This window comes from Streptomyces sp. NPDC092045 (assembly GCF_044756005.1).
Taxonomy (GTDB): Bacteria; Actinomycetota; Actinomycetes; order Streptomycetales; family Streptomycetaceae; genus Streptomyces.
On sequence record NZ_JBIVSC010000001.1, the window covers coordinates 901,545 to 920,754 of the forward strand.

At 73.2% G+C, this 19,210-nt stretch carries 14 protein-coding genes; 12 read left to right on the top strand and 2 right to left on the bottom strand.

Annotation, left to right across the window (positions count from 1 at the left end; genetic code table 11):
- Nucleotides 1-237 precede the first annotated feature (237 nt).
- The 7 genes from ACIQKA_RS04080 to ACIQKA_RS04110 all read left to right on the top strand — a co-directional run bounded on the left by ACIQKA_RS04080 (nucleotide 238) and on the right by ACIQKA_RS04110 (nucleotide 10,102).
- Nucleotides 238-1,494, top strand: a complete 1,257-nt coding sequence (locus ACIQKA_RS04080) for an extracellular solute-binding protein (protein WP_402539889.1) — start codon at nucleotides 238-240, stop codon at nucleotides 1,492-1,494.
- Nucleotides 1,491-2,390, top strand: a complete 900-nt coding sequence (locus ACIQKA_RS04085; RefSeq protein ID WP_383153912.1) for a carbohydrate ABC transporter permease — start codon at nucleotides 1,491-1,493, stop codon at nucleotides 2,388-2,390. Before ACIQKA_RS04080 ends, ACIQKA_RS04085 begins: the two co-directional genes overlap by 4 nt.
- On the top strand, nucleotides 2,387-3,337 hold the full coding sequence (locus ACIQKA_RS04090) for a carbohydrate ABC transporter permease (RefSeq protein WP_383447379.1): 951 nt from the start codon (nucleotides 2,387-2,389) through the stop codon (nucleotides 3,335-3,337). Before ACIQKA_RS04085 ends, ACIQKA_RS04090 begins: the two co-directional genes overlap by 4 nt.
- A 9-nt stretch (nucleotides 3,338-3,346) precedes the next feature.
- The gene (locus ACIQKA_RS04095; protein ID WP_402539891.1) at nucleotides 3,347-4,846 is read left to right on the top strand and encodes a beta-N-acetylhexosaminidase; all 1,500 of its coding nucleotides are present in this window, start codon (nucleotides 3,347-3,349) and stop codon (nucleotides 4,844-4,846) included.
- Between the two features lie 22 nt (nucleotides 4,847-4,868).
- On the top strand, nucleotides 4,869-6,296 hold the full coding sequence (locus tag ACIQKA_RS04100) for a cellulose binding domain-containing protein (RefSeq protein ID WP_402539893.1): 1,428 nt from the start codon (nucleotides 4,869-4,871) through the stop codon (nucleotides 6,294-6,296).
- A 178-nt stretch (nucleotides 6,297-6,474) separates the two neighbouring features.
- Complete coding sequence (locus ACIQKA_RS04105; RefSeq protein ID WP_391093720.1) at nucleotides 6,475-8,067, top strand: oleate hydratase; 1,593 nt, start codon at nucleotides 6,475-6,477, stop codon at nucleotides 8,065-8,067.
- 34 nt (nucleotides 8,068-8,101) lie between these two features.
- Nucleotides 8,102-10,102 (top strand): SpoIIE family protein phosphatase, encoded by a 2,001-nt coding sequence (locus tag ACIQKA_RS04110; RefSeq protein WP_383447370.1) that lies wholly within the window; start codon nucleotides 8,102-8,104, stop codon nucleotides 10,100-10,102.
- A gap of 234 nt (nucleotides 10,103-10,336) precedes the next feature.
- Here ACIQKA_RS04110 and ACIQKA_RS04115 read toward each other — a convergent pair whose 3' ends face one another.
- Nucleotides 10,337-12,067, bottom strand: a complete 1,731-nt coding sequence (locus ACIQKA_RS04115) for a thiamine pyrophosphate-dependent enzyme (RefSeq protein WP_383428999.1) — start codon at nucleotides 12,065-12,067, stop codon at nucleotides 10,337-10,339.
- Between the two features lie 377 nt (nucleotides 12,068-12,444).
- On the opposite strand from ACIQKA_RS04115, the gene ACIQKA_RS04120 reads away from it, so the two are divergent.
- The 4 genes from ACIQKA_RS04120 to ACIQKA_RS04135 all read left to right on the top strand — a co-directional run bounded on the left by ACIQKA_RS04120 (nucleotide 12,445) and on the right by ACIQKA_RS04135 (nucleotide 14,407).
- The gene (locus ACIQKA_RS04120) at nucleotides 12,445-13,164 is read left to right on the top strand and encodes a GvpL/GvpF family gas vesicle protein (RefSeq protein WP_383429001.1); all 720 of its coding nucleotides are present in this window, start codon (nucleotides 12,445-12,447) and stop codon (nucleotides 13,162-13,164) included.
- A gap of 4 nt (nucleotides 13,165-13,168) precedes the next feature.
- Complete coding sequence (locus ACIQKA_RS04125) at nucleotides 13,169-13,573, top strand: GvpL/GvpF family gas vesicle protein (protein ID WP_391093718.1); 405 nt, start codon at nucleotides 13,169-13,171, stop codon at nucleotides 13,571-13,573.
- 40 nt (nucleotides 13,574-13,613) lie between these two features.
- A complete protein-coding gene (locus ACIQKA_RS04130) occupies nucleotides 13,614-14,012 on the top strand; it encodes a hypothetical protein (protein ID WP_383160225.1) in 399 nt (132 codons plus the stop codon).
- Nucleotides 14,013-14,245: 233 nt separating this feature from the next.
- Nucleotides 14,246-14,407 carry a DUF5670 family protein gene (locus ACIQKA_RS04135; RefSeq protein WP_053643868.1) on the top strand — a complete coding sequence of 54 codons (162 nt, stop codon included), beginning with the start codon at nucleotides 14,246-14,248 and terminating at the stop codon, nucleotides 14,405-14,407.
- 202 nt (nucleotides 14,408-14,609) lie between these two features.
- Here ACIQKA_RS04135 and ACIQKA_RS04140 read toward each other — a convergent pair whose 3' ends face one another.
- Entirely contained in the window at nucleotides 14,610-14,837 is a 228-nt protein-coding gene (locus tag ACIQKA_RS04140; protein ID WP_366372808.1) for a DUF5133 domain-containing protein, read from the bottom strand.
- Nucleotides 14,838-15,167: 330 nt separating this feature from the next.
- Here ACIQKA_RS04140 and ACIQKA_RS04145 point away from each other — a divergent pair, with 330 nt between their 5' ends.
- The gene (locus tag ACIQKA_RS04145; RefSeq protein WP_383153197.1) at nucleotides 15,168-19,187 is read left to right on the top strand and encodes a HAMP domain-containing protein; all 4,020 of its coding nucleotides are present in this window, start codon (nucleotides 15,168-15,170) and stop codon (nucleotides 19,185-19,187) included.
- Nucleotides 19,188-19,210 lie beyond the last annotated feature (23 nt).

A 19,210-nucleotide genomic window follows, 5' to 3' on the forward strand; every position in this document is an offset into this window, starting at 1 on the left:
GGGCCCGGCTGGTCCACCGGCCCCGCTGATCCATTCGCCCGACTGATCCGCCGACCCGACCGGCCGGCTGATCCTTACTGGTCAACTGGTAAGTCCGATGGTAACCCGGCGAGTTGGTCTGTCGTCGTGTGAACAGCGCATGTTTTCCGAGGGATTGACGGCCGGAACGGACCGTGCCACCTTCTGCTCACACACCTGACCACTTGACCAATTGGTCAACCACGCAGCGAGGTGCCCGTGCAGATCCGTCCCCTCAGCAGAGCCGTCGCCCTCGCGGCGGCCGTCGCGCTCGCCGCCACCGCCTGTGGCGGCTCCGACGACCCGAAGGCCTCCGGAGGGCCGGAGAAGGTGACCGTCTGGATCATGAAGGACAGCGTCACCGACGCCTTCCTCGACCGCTTCCGGGCCGGCTTCGAGGCGGAGCACCAGGGCATCGACCTCGACATCCAGATCCAGGAGTGGGACGGCATCGGCGAGAAGGTCACGGCCGCCCTCGCCAGCAAGGACGCCCCGGACGTCATCGAGGTCGGCAACACCCAGGTCGCCCAGTACGCGGCCAGCGGCGGCGTCCGCGACCTCAGCGACAAGGTCGCCGAACTGAACGGCGCCGACTGGCTCCCCGGCCTCGCCGAGCCCGGGAGGGTCGACGGCAGGCAGTACGGCATCCCCTGGTACGGGGCCAGCCGCGTCGTGATCTACCACAAGGACCTCTTCGCCGCGGCCGGCGTCACCCCGCCGAAGACCCAGGACGAATGGCTCGCCGCCACCGAGAAGCTCAACAGGGGCAAGGTCCAGGGCATCTACCTCCCCGGCCAGAACTGGTACACCCTCTCCGGCTTCGTCTGGGAGGCCGGCGGCGACCTCGCCGTCCGGGACGGCGACACCTGGAAGGGCGCGCTCGACACCCCGCAGGCCCTCGCCGGCATGGACTTCTACCGGAAGCTCCAGGCCCTCGGCAAGGGACCCAAGGACGCCGACGAGTCCAAGCCCCCGCAGGCCGAGGTCTTCGCCAAGGGCGACGTCGCCCAGATCGTCGCCGTCCCCGGCGGCGCGAAGATCGTCGAGGAGATCAACCCCGCCCTCAAGGGCAAGCTCGCCTTCTTCCCCCTCCCCGGCCGCACGGCCGACAGGCCCGGCGCCGTCTTCACCGGCGGCTCCGACTTCATCGTCCCCGAGGCCTCCACCCACCCCGACGCCGCCTACCGGGTGGTCAAGGCGCTGGCGGGCGAGAAGTGGCAGACGGACATGGCCCGGACGATGAGCTACGTCCCCAACCGCACCTCCCTCGCCCGGGTCGTCCAGGACGACGAGGGCACGGCCGTCATGGCCGCCGGCGCCGCACGGGGCCGGGCCACGCCCAACTCCCCCCAGTGGGCCGCCGTCGAGGCCGCCAACCCGGTCAAGCAGTACATGACCGCCGTGCTCACCGGCACCGACCCCGCCACCGCGGCGCGCACCGCGTCCGAGAGCATCACCAGGACCCTCGGCCCGTGAGACGCCCCCTCGGGCCGGCCCCGTGGCCCTACCTCCTCGTCGCCCCGACCGTCCTCGGCGGAGCGCTCCTCCTCGGCTACCCCCTCGTCCGCAACCTGCTGATCTCCTTCCAGGAGTACGGCATGGGGGAACTCATCCGCGGCGGCGCCGGGTTCGCGGGGCTCGACAACTACCGGACCGTCCTGGCCGACCCCGTGTTCTGGGAGGTCGTCCGGCGCACCCTCTGGTGGACCCTGGTCAACGTCGTCCTGATCATGGTGATCGCCACCCTGGTCGCCCTGATGATGCAGCGGCTCGGCCGCCGCATGCGGATCCTGGTCACCAGCGGGCTCGTCCTCGCCTGGGCCAGCCCGGTCATCGCCACCACGACCGTCTTCCAGTGGCTCTTCGCCTCCCGTCTCGGCGTGGTCAACTGGGTGCTCGTCCGGCTCGGGTTCGAGTCCTTCGAGGGCTACTCGTGGCTGGCCGACGGCCCCGCCGCCTTCACCGTCCTGGTCCTCCTCGTGGTCTGGCAGTCGGTCCCCTTCGCCGCCATCACCCTGCACTCGGCGCTCCTGACCGTCCCCGCCGAGCTGTACGAGTCGGCCCGGCTCGACGGGGCCGGCGCCGGGCGGATCTTCCGCTCGGTCACCCTGCCCCTGCTGCGGCCGATCTTCGGCCTGGTCCTCTGCCTCGAAGTCATCTGGGTCTTCCGCTGCTTCGCCCAGATCTGGGCCGTCACCAAGGGCGGCCCCGGCGAGGCGACGACCACCCTGCCCGTCTACGCCTACCGGGTGGCCCAGTCCCTGCACCGCTACGACCTCGGGGCGGCCGTCTCCACCCTCACCGTCCTCGTCCTCGTGGCCGTCCTGATCGCCTACTTCCGCCAACTGCTCCGACAGGAGGCCGACCGGTGACCCCCGCACACCCCGCCCCGGCGGAACACCGGCCGGCGACCCCCGCACGCCCCCGCCCCGGCGGGACGCCGAACGGCCGCCCCGCGCGCCCCGCCCCGGCGCGAAGCCGCCGGGCGGCCCCCCGCGCCCTGCGGCGGCTCCCCCTGAACACCGCCGCCGTGATCGTCTTCCTCCTGGCCGTCTTCCCGGTGTACTGGATGGTCCTCACCGCCTTCCGGCCCACCCGCGACATCCAGTCCGAGACCCCCGGCTTCCTGCCCGTCTCCGTCACCCTGGAGCACTTCGAGCACGCCGTCGCGGCGGACGGCTTCTGGACCTTCTGGGGCAACAGCCTGCTCGTGACCGCCGGTTGCGTCCTGCTCGCCCTCGTCGTGGCCCTCGCCGCCGCCTTCGCCGTCGCCCGGATGCGCTGGCGCGGCCGGCGCGCCTTCCTCCTCATGGTGTTCGTCGCCCAGATGGCGCCCTGGGAGGCGCTGCTCATCCCGATGTACGTCATCGCCCGGGACGCCGGCCTGCTCGACCGGCTGGTGACCCTCAGCCTGGTCTACTTCATGATCACCCTGCCCTTCACCGTCGTCACCCTCCGCTCCTTCCTCGCCTCCGTCCCGGCCGAACTGGAGGAGGCCGCGCAGGTCGACGGCTGCACCCGGGCCGCCGCCTTCCGCCGGGTCACCCTCCCGCTGCTCGCCCCCGGCCTCCTCGCGACCTCGCTCTTCGGATTCATCACCGCCTGGAACGAGTTCGCCTTCGCCAACATGCTCATCATCAAGAACCAGGACGACCGCACCCTGCCCGTCTGGCTCTCCTCCTTCTCCAACGTCTTCGGCACCGACTGGGGCGCCACCATGGCCGCCTCCACGCTCTTCGCCCTGCCCGTCCTCGTCCTCTTCCTGGTCCTGCAGGGCCGGGTCGCCGCCGGAATGACCGGCGGAGCCGTGAAGGGATAACGCACCGCGATGCCCCTGCCCCGCCTCGTCCCCGACCCCACCCACCTCTCGCCGCTGCCCGGCCGGTTCACCTTCGACGCCGCGACCGCCCTCAAGGTCACCCCCGGCGCCGAGGGCGCCGCCCAGCTGCTGCGCACCCTCCTCGGCCCGGCCACCGGCCTGCCGCTGCCCGCCCGCCCCGACGGCTCCGTCGTCCTCGCCCTCGACCCGGCCCTCACCGGCCTCGGCGAGGAGGGCTACGGCCTCACCGTCGGCACCGGGGGCGTCCTGCTCCGGGCCGCCCGCCCCGCGGGCCTCCTCGCCGGGGTCCAGACGCTCCGCCAGCTCCTGCCCGTCGACGCGCTCGCCGACGAGCCCGTCGCCGGCGTCGCCTGGACCGTCCCCTGCGTGCAGATCACCGACACCCCCCGCTTCCCCTGGCGCGGCTCCATGCTCGACGTCGCCCGCCGCTTCCGCCCCGTCTCCTACCTGCGCCGGTACGTCGACCTCCTCGCCCTCCACAAGCTCAACGTCCTCCACCTCCACCTCACCGACGACCAGGGCTGGCGCATGCCGGTCCCCGCCCTGCCCCGCCTCGCCGAGGTCGGCGGAGCGCCCCGCGGCGGCGCCTACACCCGCGCCGAACTCACCGGACTCGTCGCCTACGCGGCGGAGCGCGGGATCACCGTCGTGCCCGAGATCGAGATGCCCGGCCACGTCCGCGCCGCCCTCGCCGCCTATCCCGAGCTGGGCAACACCCCGGGCCGCTCCTACGACGTGTGGGACCGGTGGGGCGTGTGCGACACCATCCTCGGCGTCCACGACACGGCCCTCGACTTCTGCCGCACGGTCCTGGACGAGGTGACGGACGTCTTCCCCTCCCCGTACGTCCACATCGGCGGCGAGGAGTGCCCCACCACCGAGTGGCACACCTCCCCGGACGCGCTCCGGCGGGTCGCCGAGGAGGGCCTCCCCGGGCCCGACGCCCTGCACGGCTGGTTCATGGAGAAGATCGGGGACCACCTCCTGCGGGCCGGCCGCCGGCCGCTGAGCTGGACCGAGAACGGCGCCGACCTCCCGGAGTACTTCACCGTCATGCCCTGGCGCGACTCCGACCACGGCCGCACCGCCGTCCGCCGCGGCCACCGGGTCGTCATGGCCCCCCACCGCACCACCTACCTCGACTACCCCCAGTCCACCAGCCCCGCCGAACCGCCCGGCCAGGCCGGCGAGGTCGTCGACCTGCGGACCGTCCACGGCAACGACCCGGCCCCCGCCGACTGGAGCCCCGAGGAGGCCGCCCGGGTCCTCGGCTCCCAGGTCCAGCTGTGGACCGAGTACGTCCCCACCGCCGCGCACGCCGAGTACCTCACCTTCCCCCGGCTCTGCGCCCTCGCGGAGGTCGTCTGGACCGGCCGCCACGACTGGCCCGGCTTCCAGGAGCGCCTGCGCCACCACAGGACCCGGCTCGACGCCCTCGGGGTGCCGCGCCGTCTCTCCACCACCGCAACCCCCGTCCCCCGTCCCTGACACCTCCGAGGAGAGGAACCCCATGAGCGACCAGACCAGGACGCGCGCCCCGCGCCTCCGCGCCGCGCTCGCCGTCGCCGCGGTGACCGGGCTCGGCGCCACCGCCCTCACCGCCCTCCCGGCCGCCGCCGCCGGCGAGGCCGTCGCCGTCCAGTACCGCCAGAGCGCCACCGGGAGCGACCAGGTCGAGCCCTGGCTCAAGGTGGTCAACACCGGGACGACCGGCGTCCCGCTCAGCCAGGTCAAGGTGCGCTACTACTTCAAGGCCGACGCGGGAGCCTCGTACGCCTACGCCTGCTCCTGGGCCGTGAAGGGCTGCGCCAACATCACCGGCACCTTCGGCACCCTGGCCAACCCGACCGCGACCGCCGACCGCTACCTGGAGGTCGGCTTCACCGCCGGGGCCGGCACCCTCGCCCCCGGCGCGGACACCGGCGACATGCAGCTGCGCTTCCACCGCTCCAACTGGCAGCCGCTGAACCAGGGCGACGACTACTCCTTCGGCCCGGCGCAGACCGCGTACGCCAACTGGACCAAGGTCACCGCCACCGTCGGCGGCGTCCCCGTCTGGGGCACCGCCCCGGCGGGCAACGAACCCACCCCGACGCCCACGCCCACCGGCCCGACCACCCCGCCGCCCACCGGCGCCGCGCTCTTCGACGACTTCGACTACACCGGGCACGCCGACCCGGCGATCGGCAGCCACGGCTGGAGCGTCCGCTCCAACTCCGGCGGCCCCGGCGTGCCCGGCGCCACCTGGGCCCCCGAGAACGTCACCTTCGCCAAGGAGGGCACCAACTCGATCATGAACCTGCGGTCCTCCACCGCGGGGACCGGCGAGTCCACCCGGCACGCCGAGGTCCTGACGAAGGCGACGAAGTTCAAGAACGGCACCTACGCGGCCCGGGTCCGCTTCTCCGACGCCCCGGTCTCGGGCCCCGACGGCGACCGGGTCGTCCAGACCTTCTTCACCATCAACGACCTCAAGGCCCCGATGGCCGACGACTACGCCGAGTACGACTTCGAGTACCTGCCCAACGGCGGCTGGGGCGAGCCCGCCAACATCCTCTACACCACCTCGTGGGAGACCTACCGGCCCGACCCCTGGGAGGCCGTCAACCAGCACTCCGAGGTCCGGGCGAGCTACGCCGGCTGGCACGACCTCGTCCTGACCGTCGACGACGACAGCATCGTCTACCACGTCGACGGCCAGGAGTTCGGCCGGCACGACGCCCGCTACCTGCCCGAGCGCCCGATGTCGATCAACTTCAACCAGTGGCTGATCGACCTGGCCGGCCAGACCTCGACCACCCCGCGCTCCTACGACCAGAAGGTCGACTACGTCCTGCACGTCAAGGACCAGGTCCTGACCCCGGCCCAGGTGGCCGCCAAGGTCGCCGCCTACCGCTCGGCGGGCACCGCCTTCGAGGACACCGTCCCGGCGTCGTAGTCCGGCACGGACCCCGCCCCCGCTCCGCCGCACACGCGTGCGGCGGAGCGGGGACGCCCCTCACCCGTACGGCCCCTTCCGCCTCGCCCGGCCCACCGCCCCGGGCGAGGGTCGACACCAGGGCCGCGCCCGCCCACCGCCCGCGTCGCGTCCGTCCACCGAAACCGGAGGTCCGCCCGTGCCGGCATCGAAGCGCTCCAAGGTCCACCTGGTCGGCGGCGGCATCGCCTCGCTCTCCGCGGCCGTCCTCCTGGTCCGGGACGCGGGCGTGCCCGGCGAGAACGTGCGCGTCCTGGAACAGCTTCCGGTCGCGGGCGGCTCGCTGGACGGCGTCCCCGCCCCGACGCGCGAGCGCGGGCGGGTCACCCGGGGCGGCCCGATGTTCGACGACGAGCACTCCGTGTGCCTGTGGAACCTCCTGGAGACGATCCCCACCCTGGACGACCCGGCGGTCTCCGTACGGCAGGAGATGCGCGCCTTCGACACCGAGCGCCCCGCACACGCCAGGGCCCGCATCGTCAACGGCGACCGCACGATCGCCGACGCCTCGGAACTCGGCCTGGACGCCCGCGACCGCGCCGACATGACCCGGCTGCTCGCCCTGCCCGAGCGGCTGATCGGGGCCCGGCGCGTCGACGACTTCTTCCGGCCGCACTTCTTCACCACCCACTTCTGGTGCATGTGGAGCACGACCTTCGCCTTCCAGACCTGGCACTCCGCCGTCGAGCTCAAGCGCCACCTCCTCGCCTTCGTCCAGGAGTTCGCCCGCCTCCACACCCTGTCCGGCATCCGGCGCGGCAGGTACAACCAGTACGACTCCGTCGTCCGCCCGATCCAGGAGTGGCTCGCCGCCCGGGGCGTGCGCACCGACTTCGGGACCACCGTCACCGACGCCGACTTCTCCGGACCCGCCGCCCGCCGCCTCTCCCGCCTGCACCTCCGCCGGAACGGCGCCGAGGCCGGGACGATCGAGCTGGGCGAGGACGACTACGCCTTCCTGACCCTCGGCTCGGCGACCGCCGACACCACCTACGGCGACGGCACCACCGTTCCCGAACTGGTCCGCGACCGGCGGGACGGCTCCTGGCGCCTGTGGGAGTCGGTCGCCAGGAACGCCCCCGACTTCGGGCGCCCCCACGCCTTCTGCGGCAACATCGACGAGACCAGACGGGAGTCCTTCACCCTCACCACGACCGGCAGCCTCCTCCTGGACCGCATCCAGAAGTACACCGGCAACGTCCCCGGCGAGGGCGCCCTGACGACCTGGAAGGACTCCCGCTGGCTCCTCTCGGTCGCGGTGCCGCCCCAGCCCCACTTCCGCGACCAGGAGGAGGACACGTACACGCTGTGGGGGTACGGGCTGTTCGGCGACGTCCCCGGCGACCACGTGCCGAAGCCGATGGGCGACTGCACCGGCGCCGAGATCCTCGACGAGCTCCTCGGCCACCTCGGCTTCGACGACATCGCCGACGAGGTGCGGAGGACCACCCGGATCACCACCGTCCAGATGCCCTACGCCACCGCGCAGTTCCAGCGCCGGAACCCCTCCGACCGCCCCCTCGTCGTCCCGGACGGGGCCCGGAACTTCGCCTTCCTCGGCCAGTTCGTCGAGATCCCCGAGGACGCCGCCTCCACCGCCGAGTACGCGGTCCGCTCCGCCATGACCGCCGTCCACCACCACTTCGACGTCGACAGGGAGATCCCGCCGATGTACCACGGCCTCTCCGACCCCGACGTCGCCTGGACCGCGCTGCGCACCGCCCTGGCCTGACACGGCCGCCCGGCCCGACGAGGAGGAGGGACGCATGGACGCGGACTCCGGGAGGCACCCCGGCCCCGGCACCCCGAACCAGTGGGACGAGGCGGTCCTGGACGCCGTCTTCACCCAGTCGGACGTCGGCCTCCACGTCCTCGACACGGAGCTGCGCGTCGTCCGCGTCAACCCGGTCGCCGTCGGCGTCCGCGGCATCCCGGCCGAGCGGATCGTCGGCCTGCCCGCCACGGAGGCGTACGCCCCCCTCGGGGTGGACGTCGACGAGGAGATGCTGCGGGAGGTCCTCGCCACCGGCCGGCCGAGGCTCGACCACCTCGTCCGGGGGCACCCCTTCACCGACCCGCGCACCGAGTACGTCTTCTCCGTCGCCGCCCACCGCCTCCTCGACGCCGCGGGACGGGTCCTGGGCGTGGTCCTCACCACCACGGACGTCACCGAACGCGAACGGGCACGGGCCCGCCTCCGGCTGCTGCACGACGCCCACGAGCGGATCGGCTCCAGCCTGGACGTGGAGCGCACGGCCCGGGAACTGGTCGACGTCGCCGTGCCGCGGTTCGCCGACACGGTGGTGGTCGCCCTCACCGACGCCGTGCTGAGGGGCGGGGAGCCCGGCCTCCGCTCCCACGACCCGGCCCCCCTGCTGCGCTGCACCGCGACCGGCGGGACGGAGGCCGGCCCCCGCATCCCGACGGCCGGCGCCCTCCTGCTCCCCGGGATCTTCGGGAAGGTGCTGCCGACGGAACCCCGGCTGCTCCCGCCCGACCCGGGCGAACGGGCCGGCGGCACACGGCTCGTGGCCCCGCTGCTCGTCCGGGGACAGGTCTTCGGGGCCGTCGTCTTCCAGCGCGCGGAAGGGGCCGAACCGTACGGCGAGGACGACCTCGAACTGGCCGAGGGCATCGCCACCCGCACGGCGACCTGCCTGGAGAACGCCCTGCGGTTCACCCGCGAGCACATCGTCATGACGGCCCTCCAGAGCTGGCCGCTGCGGCAGGAGGAGGCCACCCAGAAGTCCGTCGACGTCGCCCGGCGCAACCAGCCCGACGGCAGCGGCGTCGGCTCCTGGTACGACGTCGTCCCCCTGCCGGGGGCCCGGGTGGCGCTCGTCGTCGGCCAGGTCGACCGGGCCGGGCTCAGCGCCGTCGCCACCATGAGCCGGCTGCGGACCGCCGTCTACAGCCTGACCACCCTCGACCTCGACCCGCACGAACTCCTCGCCCGCCTCCACGCCACGACCCTCCGGCTCGCCGGGGAGCAGGAGACCGGACCGGGGGGAGACGGGACGACGGCGAGCTGCACCGTCGCCGTCCACGACCCGGTCGACGGGCGGCTCGACATCGCGCGCGCCGGCACCTCGCTGTTCGCCGTCGTCCGCCCCGACGGATCGGTCGAGACCCGGCCGGTCGACGAGGGCCCGCTGCTCGGCGCAGAGGGACCGCCCTTCGCCTGCGCCTCCCTGGTCCTCCCCGAGGGCAGCACCCTCTGCATGGCACCCGGTGAGGGCGGCACGCGGACGGAGGACCTGGTGAACGCCCTCGCGCACCCGGGGCGCTCCCCGGAGGCGATGGCGGACGACGTCGCCCGGCTCCTCGCCCCCGACCGCGTCCTGCTCGTCGCCCGCACCCGGCACCTGTCGTCGGACGAACTGGCCGAGTGGACCGTCCCCTTCGACTTCTCCGCCGTCGGCATCGCGCGCGGGCACGTCGAGGAACAGCTCCGGAAGTGGAACCACCCCGTCGACCCGTTCACGGCCACGCTCGTCGTCAGCGAACTCGTCACCAACGCCATCCGCTACGGCACCGCCCCGGTCACCCTCCGCCTCCTCACCGACGCGGCCACGCTGATCTGCGAGATCACCGACGCCGGCCGGGCCGCCCCGTACCTGCGCCACGCCAAGGCCGTCGACGAGGGCGGCCGGGGGCTCCTCATCTGCGCCACCCTCGCGGAGAACTGGGGCGTGCGCCACACCACCGGGGGCAAGACGGTGTGGGCCGAGATCGGGGCGGACGGAGAGGACGCGGCGGCCGGCTGAGGAGAGAGGCCGGGCGCCACCGGGACGGACGGGGAACGTCTCGTACCGGCCCGGCCGCGGGACCTCGCGGTCGGCGGCCCAGGGACCTTCTCGGCCCGCCACCCGCCGCACCAGCCGCGGGAACCCCGCCGGAACGACCCGCCCCCGTCCCCGCCCGAGCCCCGCCCGGAGCCGGTGGCGGTCCACGGGGGGCCGGGGCCGGGAGGGCTGTGACCGGGGGGTGCTCCCGGGGCGTCAGTTCCCGCCGCTCGGCAGGTTCTCCTTGATCTTGGCGATGGCGAAGCCCCAGCCCTGGGCGACGGTCGGCTTGCCGGGGACGGCGACCTCCTCCGGGTTGGTCAGGACGTCGAGGAGCACCGGGCCCGGGGTGTCGAGGGCCCGGCGCACGGCGTCGTCCAGGTCCGCCGGGTCGGTGACGCGGATGCCGGTCAGGCCCACCGCCTCGGCGACGGCCGCGAAGTCGGGGTTGTCGAGGACGGTGCCGAACTCGGGGAGGCCCGCCTGCTCCTGTTCGAGCTTGACCATGCCGAGCCGGCGGTTGTCGAAGACGACCAGCTTGACCGGGAGCCGCTCGGACCGGAGCGTCATGAGGTCGCCCAGGAGCATGCTCAGACCGCCGTCGCCGCAGAACGCCACCACCTGGCGGTCGCGGTCCCAGAGCTGGGCGCCGAGGGCCTGCGGCATGGCGTTGGCCATGGAGCCCAGGTTGTAGGAGCCGAGCAGCCGGCGGGTGCCCCGCATGCGCACGAAGCGCGAGAGCCAGACGGTGGCCATGCCGGTGTCGGAGGTGAAGACCGCGTCCTCGGCCGCGTGCCGGTCCACGGCCGCGGCCAGCGCCTCGGGCCGGATCTCGTGGTCCCGGTTGTCGAACATCGCCCGCACCCGCCCCACCAGCCGCTTGTCGTGGTCCGGGTGGGCGAGGCCGGCCTGCTCCTCCTCCCACTTCAGGAACCGCTCGCGGGCGTCGTCGAGGTGCGCGCGGTCCCCGACCGGAGCGAGCAGCGGCAGCAGGCCCCGCAGCGTGGCCCCGACGTCCCCGGCGAGCCCGACGTCCACCGGGACGCGGCGGCCCAGGCGCTCCTCCCGCAGGTCGACCTGCACCACCCGGCAGTCCTCCGGGTACCAGTCGCGGTACGGGAAGTCGGTGCCGAGCATGAGCAGGGTGTCGCAGGAGTCCAGGGCGTGCGCGGCGGCCGGGTTGCCGATCAGGCCCGTCTGCCCGACCTCGTAGGGGTTGTCCGCCTCGAAGCCCTCCTTGGCCTTGAGGGTGAGCACCATCGGGGCCGAGAGGTGGTCGGCGAGGCGCAGCACCTCCTCCCGCGCGCCCTGCGCGCCGCGCCCCACCAGGAGGGTGACCCGGGAGCCCCCGCCGATCAGCTCGGCGGCCTCGGCCAGGGCCGGGTCGTCGGGGCGGGTCACGGCCGGCCGGGGGAGGGCGAACCGCACGGGACGGTCGTCCTCGACCTCCCGGTCCCCGAGGTCCCCCGGCACCGTGAGGACCGCCACGCCGCCGCGGGTCACGGCCGCCCGGACCGCCGACTCCAGGAGCCTCGGCATCTGCTCGGGCGAGGTGACGGTGGCCCGGTAGACGGCCACGTCCCGGAACAGCAGGTCGTTGTCCACCTCCTGGAAGTAGTCGCCGCCGACCTCGGACAGCGGGACCTGGCCGCAGATCGCGAGGACCGGGGCGCCGCTCTTGGCCGCGTCGTACAGCCCGTTGAGGAGGTGGACCGAGCCGGGCCCCACCGTCCCCATGCAGACGCCGAGGCGGCCCGAGAGCTGGGCCCGCGCCCCGGCGGCGAAGGCGGCGGCCTCCTCGTGCCGGCAGCCGACCCACTCGACGCCGTCCGTCGTGCGGATGGCGTCGGTGAGGGGGTTGAGGGCGTCGCCGACCACGCCGAAGACGTGGCCGACGTCGAGGTCGGCGAGGGCGTCGACGATCACCTGGGCGACGGTACGAGTCACGGGATGTCCTTTCACGGATGTGCGGGTGTGCGGGTGTGCCGGTGTTCGGGTGCGCCGGGGCCGCCGGTGTGCCGGGGCTCCGGTGCACGGGGTTCCCGTCCCGTCTGCCCGCGCGGGCGGAGCCGATGCGGGGGAACGTCCGGGAACGGGCCGTTCGCACCGGTCCGCGGCGAACGGGCGTGGAGTCGCGCCCGGCGGGCAGGCGGATTCGGAGCACCCGTCCGGAGCCCGAGGAGGCGCCCGTGGAGATCTCAGGCGCCGCCGCACCGACCCGGGGGGAGGGCCTGGACGTCCCGGCCCGCGAGGAGAAGAACACCGGCGGGAGCAGCGCCGGCGGTCCGCGCCGCCGCTCTTCCGCACCACCGGGAGGAGAAGGAATGAGTACGTACGTCTACGGCATCGCCCCCGCCGACCGGGAACTCCCCGACGCGATCGAGGGCATCGGCGACCCCCCGAGGCCCGTGCGCACCGTGCGCGGCGGCGACCTGGTGGCCCTGTGCAGCGACGCCACGACCGAGGTGAAGGCGGAGCGCCGGGACCTCCTCGCGCACCAGCACGTGGTGATCGAGGCCGCCAAGAACGGCCCGGTCCTGCCGCTGCGGTTCGGCCGGGTCTCCCCCGACGACGCCACGGTCGCCGCCGTCCTGGAGGAGCACCACGACCTCTACGCGGAACGCCTGAAGGCACTCGCCGGCAAGGACGAGTTCAACCTCAAGGTGCACCACGACGCGGAGGCGGTGCTCCACGCGGTGCTCACCGACGACCCCGACCTGATGGCCCGGCACGTCGCCGACCGCGCGTCGGGCGGCGCGGGCCACGAGGAGCGGAGCGTCTTCGACGAGCTGGTCGCACGGGCCGTCGCCGAACGCGAGCGGGCCGACGCCGCCCTCGTCGAGCGGACCCTCTCCGCCCACGCGGCGGCCACGGTGCACGGGCCGGGGGACACCGGCCACCTCGTCAACCTGTCGTTCCTCGTGGAGCGCGGGCGGCGGGACGAGTTCCTGGAGGCCGTGCGCGTCCTCCACCAGGAGCACGAGCACCTGCGGGAGCAGGTGGTGGGGCCCCTTCCCCCGTACAGCTTCGTCGAGGCGGGCTGATCCCGTGGGACCACTCACCGAAGAACCGCTGCTGTACGTGTACGCCGTCGTCCGGTCCGCCGACGTCGACGGGCAGCCCGCCGACCCGCCGCCGGACGTGACGCTCGGCGGCGGGCTCGCGACCGTCGCGCACCGGGGCCTCACCGCCGTCGTCGAGCCGGTCCCGGAGGCCGAGTTCGACGAGGCGCGCCTGGGCGCGCGGATGGAGGACCCGGACTGGCTCGCCGGAGTGGTCAGGGCCCACCACGGCGTCCTCGCGGCGGCGGGCCGGCGGACCGCCACCGTCCCGCTGCGGCTCGGGACCGTCCGCCGGGGCGAGCCGGGCGTGCGCCGCCTCCTCGAAGAAGAGGAGGAGGGGCTTTCGGAGGCCCTCGACCGGTCGGCCGAGAGCCGGCGGGAATTCCCGTGAGGAAGGGTTTGCTCCCGCCGGGTCCGGCTACACGAAGAACATGAGTGCATCGGAGAAGAGCAACGAAGGCCAGTACCGCTGGAACGGTTCGTCCACTGCTTCCGACGGCACCGGAAACGGCGGCGGCACGCTCCGCACCCGGACCGGGGCCGAGGCCCCGGCCGGGACGGCGGAGAAGGGTGCCGGGGAGACCGGGGAAGCGGTGGGCGGCATGCTGACTGCGCTTCCCGCGCCCCTCGCGGAGAAGACCCTCGCGGCCGTCCACGCCGTCCGGGGCACCGGCGGCCGCGCATGGACCGCCGTGCGCTCCCGCAAGGCGCTCAGCAGTGGTACCGCCGCCGTCGGCGCGGTCGCCCTCACCGGTGCGTACGTGCTGGGGCGCCGGACGGGGACGCGCTCGCGCGGCCCGCTCACCCGGCTCACCGGCGGTCGCATCTGACACCCGCCGAGGGGCGGTTTCGGAGCGCCGGAGCCGTCCCTCCCGCGGGGGCGGTGCTCTTCCCCGAAGACGCTCCCTTTCATTCTTTGTCGATATTTTTTATTTGTGCAGTATCCCGGACCCGTTCGACCGGCCACCGGAAAGAAAGAATTCCCTTCCCGCTCGTGCGGCGGGGATTTCCGGAGGATCGAGAAATCGGGCGCGGGGGTACGTGAAAATTCGGAGGTCGAAAAATGGTTCCTCTTCTGCTGGTTCTGCTGCTCGCGCTGATCCTCTTCGGTGCCGGTTTCGCGGTGAAGGCCCTCTGGTGGGTGGCCGTGATCGTCCTCGTCCTCTGGCTCCTCGGCTTCGTGGCCCGTCCGAAGGGCGGCTCGGGCCGCTGGTACCGCTGGTAACCGGCGCCCCGCCGACACCGACCGCGCCCGCCACCGACACCGGTGGCGGGCGCGGTCGTGCGCGCCGCCGGGCCGGAAACGGACCGTCCCCGAAAGGGTCCGCCCCGGAGGCGGGCGACCGCCCGGGAGCCGGGCCGCCCCCGGAAACGACGGAACCCGGCACGCCCCCGGGGAGGGGTCGTGCCGGGTCCGGCGTACGGGATCAGGCCATCAGCACCGAGTCGTCCTCGGGACGCGCGCCGGGCAGCCGGTGGCGGGCGGCGATCAGCGCCGTGTCCACGTCGCGCGTGCCCGTGGAGACGCACAGCGTGTACGCGATGTCGTCCATGCGCTGCCGCACCTCGGGGCTTCCGTTCTCCGCGTGCAGCAACCTCAGCGTCTCGTACTGCTCGATCAGGTTGCTCAACACCGCGGGATGGGCCATCAACACAGTGGGTCTCCCCTCGCCGTCAGGGCGCCGACCGCCCGGTTCGATGCGCCGCTTACCCGGGCCCCCGCGTTGTATGCGGCCGGAGCGGCGGAGTCCGCCGGCGAGGACTCGACACCTCCGGCACGGCCCGGGCCCCTTCGTACCGGCTCGTTCCGGCCGCTTGCCCGCCCACCGCCCTCCTCGTGACGATCACGGGGGAGTAGGGTCGTCGTTTATTGTCGTATGACAACGGTCGAGGTCGGAGTCGTACCGGGAGAACGGCGGTCCGACCTGCGGCCGCGGTCGTGTTCAGGACCGCTGTGGTGCCTGGCGAGCGAACGAGGATGAGGCATGTCTGAGACGACGATCGAGGGCTCCTCGGCCGCACGGCGGCCGGGACCGGCCGCCGTGGGAGAGGCGGAGCTGCGCCAGCTCCTGGCCGGGCTCACCGCCGTGCGCGACGGGGACTTCGGCACCCGGCTGCCCGACGAGGCGGGCGGTCTCATGGGCGAGATCTCCAGCGTCTTCAACGGCATGGTCGACCAGCTCTCCCTCTTCACCTCCGAGGTGACGCGCGTCGCCCGCGAGGTCGGCACGGAAGGCACCCTGGGCGGACAGGCCGAGGTCCCCGGCGTCTCCGGCACCTGGGCCGACCTCACCGACTCGGTCAACGCGATGGCCGGCAACCTCACCACCCAGGTCCGTGACATCGCTCACGTCGCCACCGCCGTCGCCAAGGGCGACCTCTCCCAGAAGATCGACGTCGACGCCCGCGGCGAGATCCTGGAGCTGAAGAACACCATCAACACGATGGTCGACCAACTCTCCTCCTTCGCCGACGAGGTCACCCGCATGGCCCGCGACGTCGGCACCGAGGGCATCCTCGGCGGCCAGGCGGACGTCAAGGGCGTCTCCGGCACCTGGCGCGACCTCACCGACTCCGTCAACTCCATGGCGGGCAACCTCACCGCCCAGGTGCGCTCCATCGCCCACGTCGCCACCGCCGTCGCCAACGGCGACCTCTCGAAGAAGGTGGACGTCGACGCCCAGGGCGAGATCCGGGAGCTGAAGAACACCATCAACACGATGGTCGACCAGCTCTCCGCGTTCGCCGACGAGGTGACCCGCGTCGCCCGCGAGGTGGGCACCGAGGGCAACCTGGGCGGCCAGGCCACCGTGCGGGGCGCCTCGGGCACCTGGAAGGACCTCACGGACAACGTCAACGTGATGGCGTCCAACCTCACCGGCCAGGTGCGCTCCATCGCCCAGGTCGCCACCGCCGTGGCCCGCGGCGACCTCTCCCGCCGGATCACCGTGGAGGCGAAGGGCGAGGTCGCCGCCCTCGCCGACACCATCAACACGATGGTCGACACCCTGTCGGCGTTCGCCGACGAGGTGACCCGCGTCGCCCGCGAGGTGGGCACCGAGGGCCGCCTCGGCGGCCAGGCCCGGGTGCCGAACGTGGCCGGCACCTGGAAGGACCTCACCGACAACGTCAACTCGATGGCGAACAACCTCACCGGTCAGGTCCGCAACATCGCCCAGGTCACCACCGCCGTCGCCAACGGCGACCTCTCCAAGAAGATCGACGTCGACGCCCAGGGCGAGATCCTGGAGCTGAAGACCACCATCAACACCATGGTCGACCAGCTGTCCTCCTTCGCCGCCGAGGTCACCCGCGTCGCCCGCGAGGTCGGCAGCGAGGGCCGCCTCGGCGGCCAGGCCGAGGTCGAGGGCGTCTCCGGCACCTGGAAGCGCCTCACCGAGAACGTCAACGAGCTGGCCGGGAACCTCACCCGCCAGGTGCGCGCCATCGCCGAGGTCGCGAGCGCGGTCGCCGAGGGCGACCTGACCCGCTCCATCACCGTCGACGCCTCCGGCGAGGTGGCCGAGCTCAAGGACAACATCAACGCGATGGTCGGCTCGCTGCGCGAGACCACCCGGGCCAACCAGGAGCAGGACTGGCTCAAGTCCAGCCTCGCCCGCATCTCCGAGCTGATGCAGGGCCACCGCGACCTCGCCGTCGTCGCCGAACTCGTCATGGACGAGCTGACCCCGCTGGTGGCCGCCCAGTACGGCGCGTTCTACCTCGCCGAGGACGGCGCGGAGGGCGTCGAGCTCAAGCTCGTCGGCTCCTACGGGCGCCCCGCCGACAGCCGCGAACGCTTCCGCCTCGGCGAGTCCCTCGTCGGGCAGGCCGCCCGCAGCCGCCGCACCATCGCCGCCGAGAACGTGCCCGGCGACTACGTGTACATCTCCTCCGGCCTCGGCCGCACCGCCGGGGGCAGCCTGATCGTGCTGCCGATCGTCGTCGAGGACCAGGTCCTGGGCGTCATCGAACTGGTCTCCTTCACCCCCTTCACCTCCGTGCACCGGGACTTCCTGGAGCAGCTCATGGAGACGGTGGGCGTCAACCTCAGCACGATCGTCGCCAACGTCCGCACCGACGAGCTCCTGGGGGAGTCCCAGCGCCTCGCCGACGAGCTGCGGGCGCGCTCCGAGGAGCTCCAGGTCCAGCAGGAGGAGCTCCAGCGCTCCAACGCCGAACTGGAGGAGAAGGCGGCCCTGCTCGTCTCGCAGAACCGCGACATCGAGGCCAAGAACCTGCAGATCGAGCAGGCCCGGCAGGAGCTGGAGGACCGCGCCCAGCAGCTCTCCCTCGCCTCCAAGTACAAGTCCGAGTTCCTGGCCAACATGAGCCACGAGCTGCGCACCCCGCTCAACAGCCTGCTGATCCTGGCCCAGCTCCTCGCCCAGAACCCGACCCGCAACCTCACGGCCAAGCAGGTCGAGTACGCCGGCATCATCCACTCCGCCGGCTCCGACCTGCTCCAGCTGATCAACGACATCCTCGACCTGTCCAAGGTCGAGGCCGGGAAGATGGACCTCAACCCGGAACGGGTGGCGCTGCGCCGCCTCCTCGACTACGTCGAGGCCACGTTCCGGCCGCTCACCACGCAGAAGAGCCTCGCCTTCACCGTCTCCACCGCCGCCGGCGTCCCCGTGGACCTCGTCACCGACGACTCCCGGCTGCGGCAGGTGCTGCGCAACCTGCTCTCCAACGCCGTCAAGTTCACCGAGCGCGGCAGCGTCGAGCTGCGGATCGAACCCGCCTCGGACGCCGAGCTGCCCCCCACGGTCCACCGCGGCGGCCCCGTCGTCGCCTTCCGGGTCAGGGACACCGGCATCGGCATCGCCGCCCAGCACCTGGACGCCATCTTCGGCGCCTTCCAGCAGGCGGACGGCACCACCAACCGCAAGTACGGCGGCACCGGACTCGGCCTGTCCATCAGCCGGGAGATCGCCTACCTGCTCGGCGGCGCCCTCACGGTCGCCAGCGAGCCCGGCGAGGGCAGCACCTTCACCCTCTACCTGCCCGTCGCCCGGGACGACTTCGAGGAGCAGTCCGCCCACACCCCGGTCCTCCGGCCCGAGGAGGACGAGGAGACCGCGCAGCTCCCCGCCGACGCCTCCGCCCTCCGCCCCGCCCTGCCCGCCGCCCCGCCGGCCCGGCAGATCCGGCGCCTCCTCGTGATCGAGGAGCGCCCGCGCGGACTGCTCTCGCTCGTCGCGGAGAACGCCGTCGTGGAGCTGGCCGCCGGCCGCGACCGCGCGGACCGCGAGGACATCGAGCTGATCACGGCCGTGGGCCCGAGGGAGGCCGCGACCGCCCTCGCCACCCAGCCGTTCCACTGCGTCGTGCTGGAGGTCGACATGGCCGACGGCGAGGCCCTGCACTTCCTGGACGCCATGGACGGCGACGAGGCGCTGCGCACCGTCCCCGTCCTCGCCCACAACAACCGCAGGCTCACCGCCGAGCACGAGCGGGCCCTCCAGACCCGGGCCCGCCGGCGCCCGCTGGAGCTGCTCTCCAGCCTCGACGAGCTGCGCGAGCGGATCGCCCTGCACCTGTCCGCCGACCAGCCGGGCGACGTCGTGCCCCTGGTGCGCGGCGAGCACCGGCCCCCGGCGCCGCAGGCCATCGACACCGCCCTGCACGGCCGCACGGTCCTCGTGGTCGACGACGACGCCCGCAACCTCTACGCCCTGAGCGGCATCCTGGAGCTGCACGGCATCAAGGTCCTGCACGCCGAGAACGGCCGCAAGGGCATCGAGGCGCTCGCCGCGCACCCCGACATCGACCTGGTCCTGATGGACGTCATGATGCCGGAGATGGACGGCTACACCGCCACCGCGAAGATCAGGCAGATGCCCGCCCACGCCGGGCTGCCCGTCATCGCGGTCACCGCCAAGGCGATGCCGGGGGACCGCGAGAAGAGCCTCGCCTCGGGCGCCAGCGACTACGTGACGAAGCCGGTCGACGCCGACGACCTCATCGCCTGCATCCGCCGGTGGCTGCACGACGGATAGTCCGCGGGCCCGCCGCATCCCCT

Excerpts from the sequence above, each read along its gene's own strand:
- ACIQKA_RS04095 (WP_402539891.1), top strand. The coding sequence starts at position 3,347 with ATGCCCCTGCCCCGCCTCGTCCCCGACCCCACCCACCTCTCGCCGCTG.
- ACIQKA_RS04100 (WP_402539893.1), top strand. The coding sequence starts at position 4,869 with ATGAGCGACCAGACCAGGACGCGCGCCCCGCGCCTCCGCGCCGCGCTC.
- ACIQKA_RS04110 (WP_383447370.1), top strand. The coding sequence starts at position 8,102 with ATGGACGCGGACTCCGGGAGGCACCCCGGCCCCGGCACCCCGAACCAG.
- ACIQKA_RS04120 (WP_383429001.1), top strand. The coding sequence starts at position 12,445 with ATGAGTACGTACGTCTACGGCATCGCCCCCGCCGACCGGGAACTCCCC.
- ACIQKA_RS04130 (WP_383160225.1), top strand. The coding sequence starts at position 13,614 with ATGAGTGCATCGGAGAAGAGCAACGAAGGCCAGTACCGCTGGAACGGT.
- ACIQKA_RS04135 (WP_053643868.1), top strand. The coding sequence starts at position 14,246 with ATGGTTCCTCTTCTGCTGGTTCTGCTGCTCGCGCTGATCCTCTTCGGT.
- ACIQKA_RS04145 (WP_383153197.1), top strand. The coding sequence starts at position 15,168 with ATGTCTGAGACGACGATCGAGGGCTCCTCGGCCGCACGGCGGCCGGGA.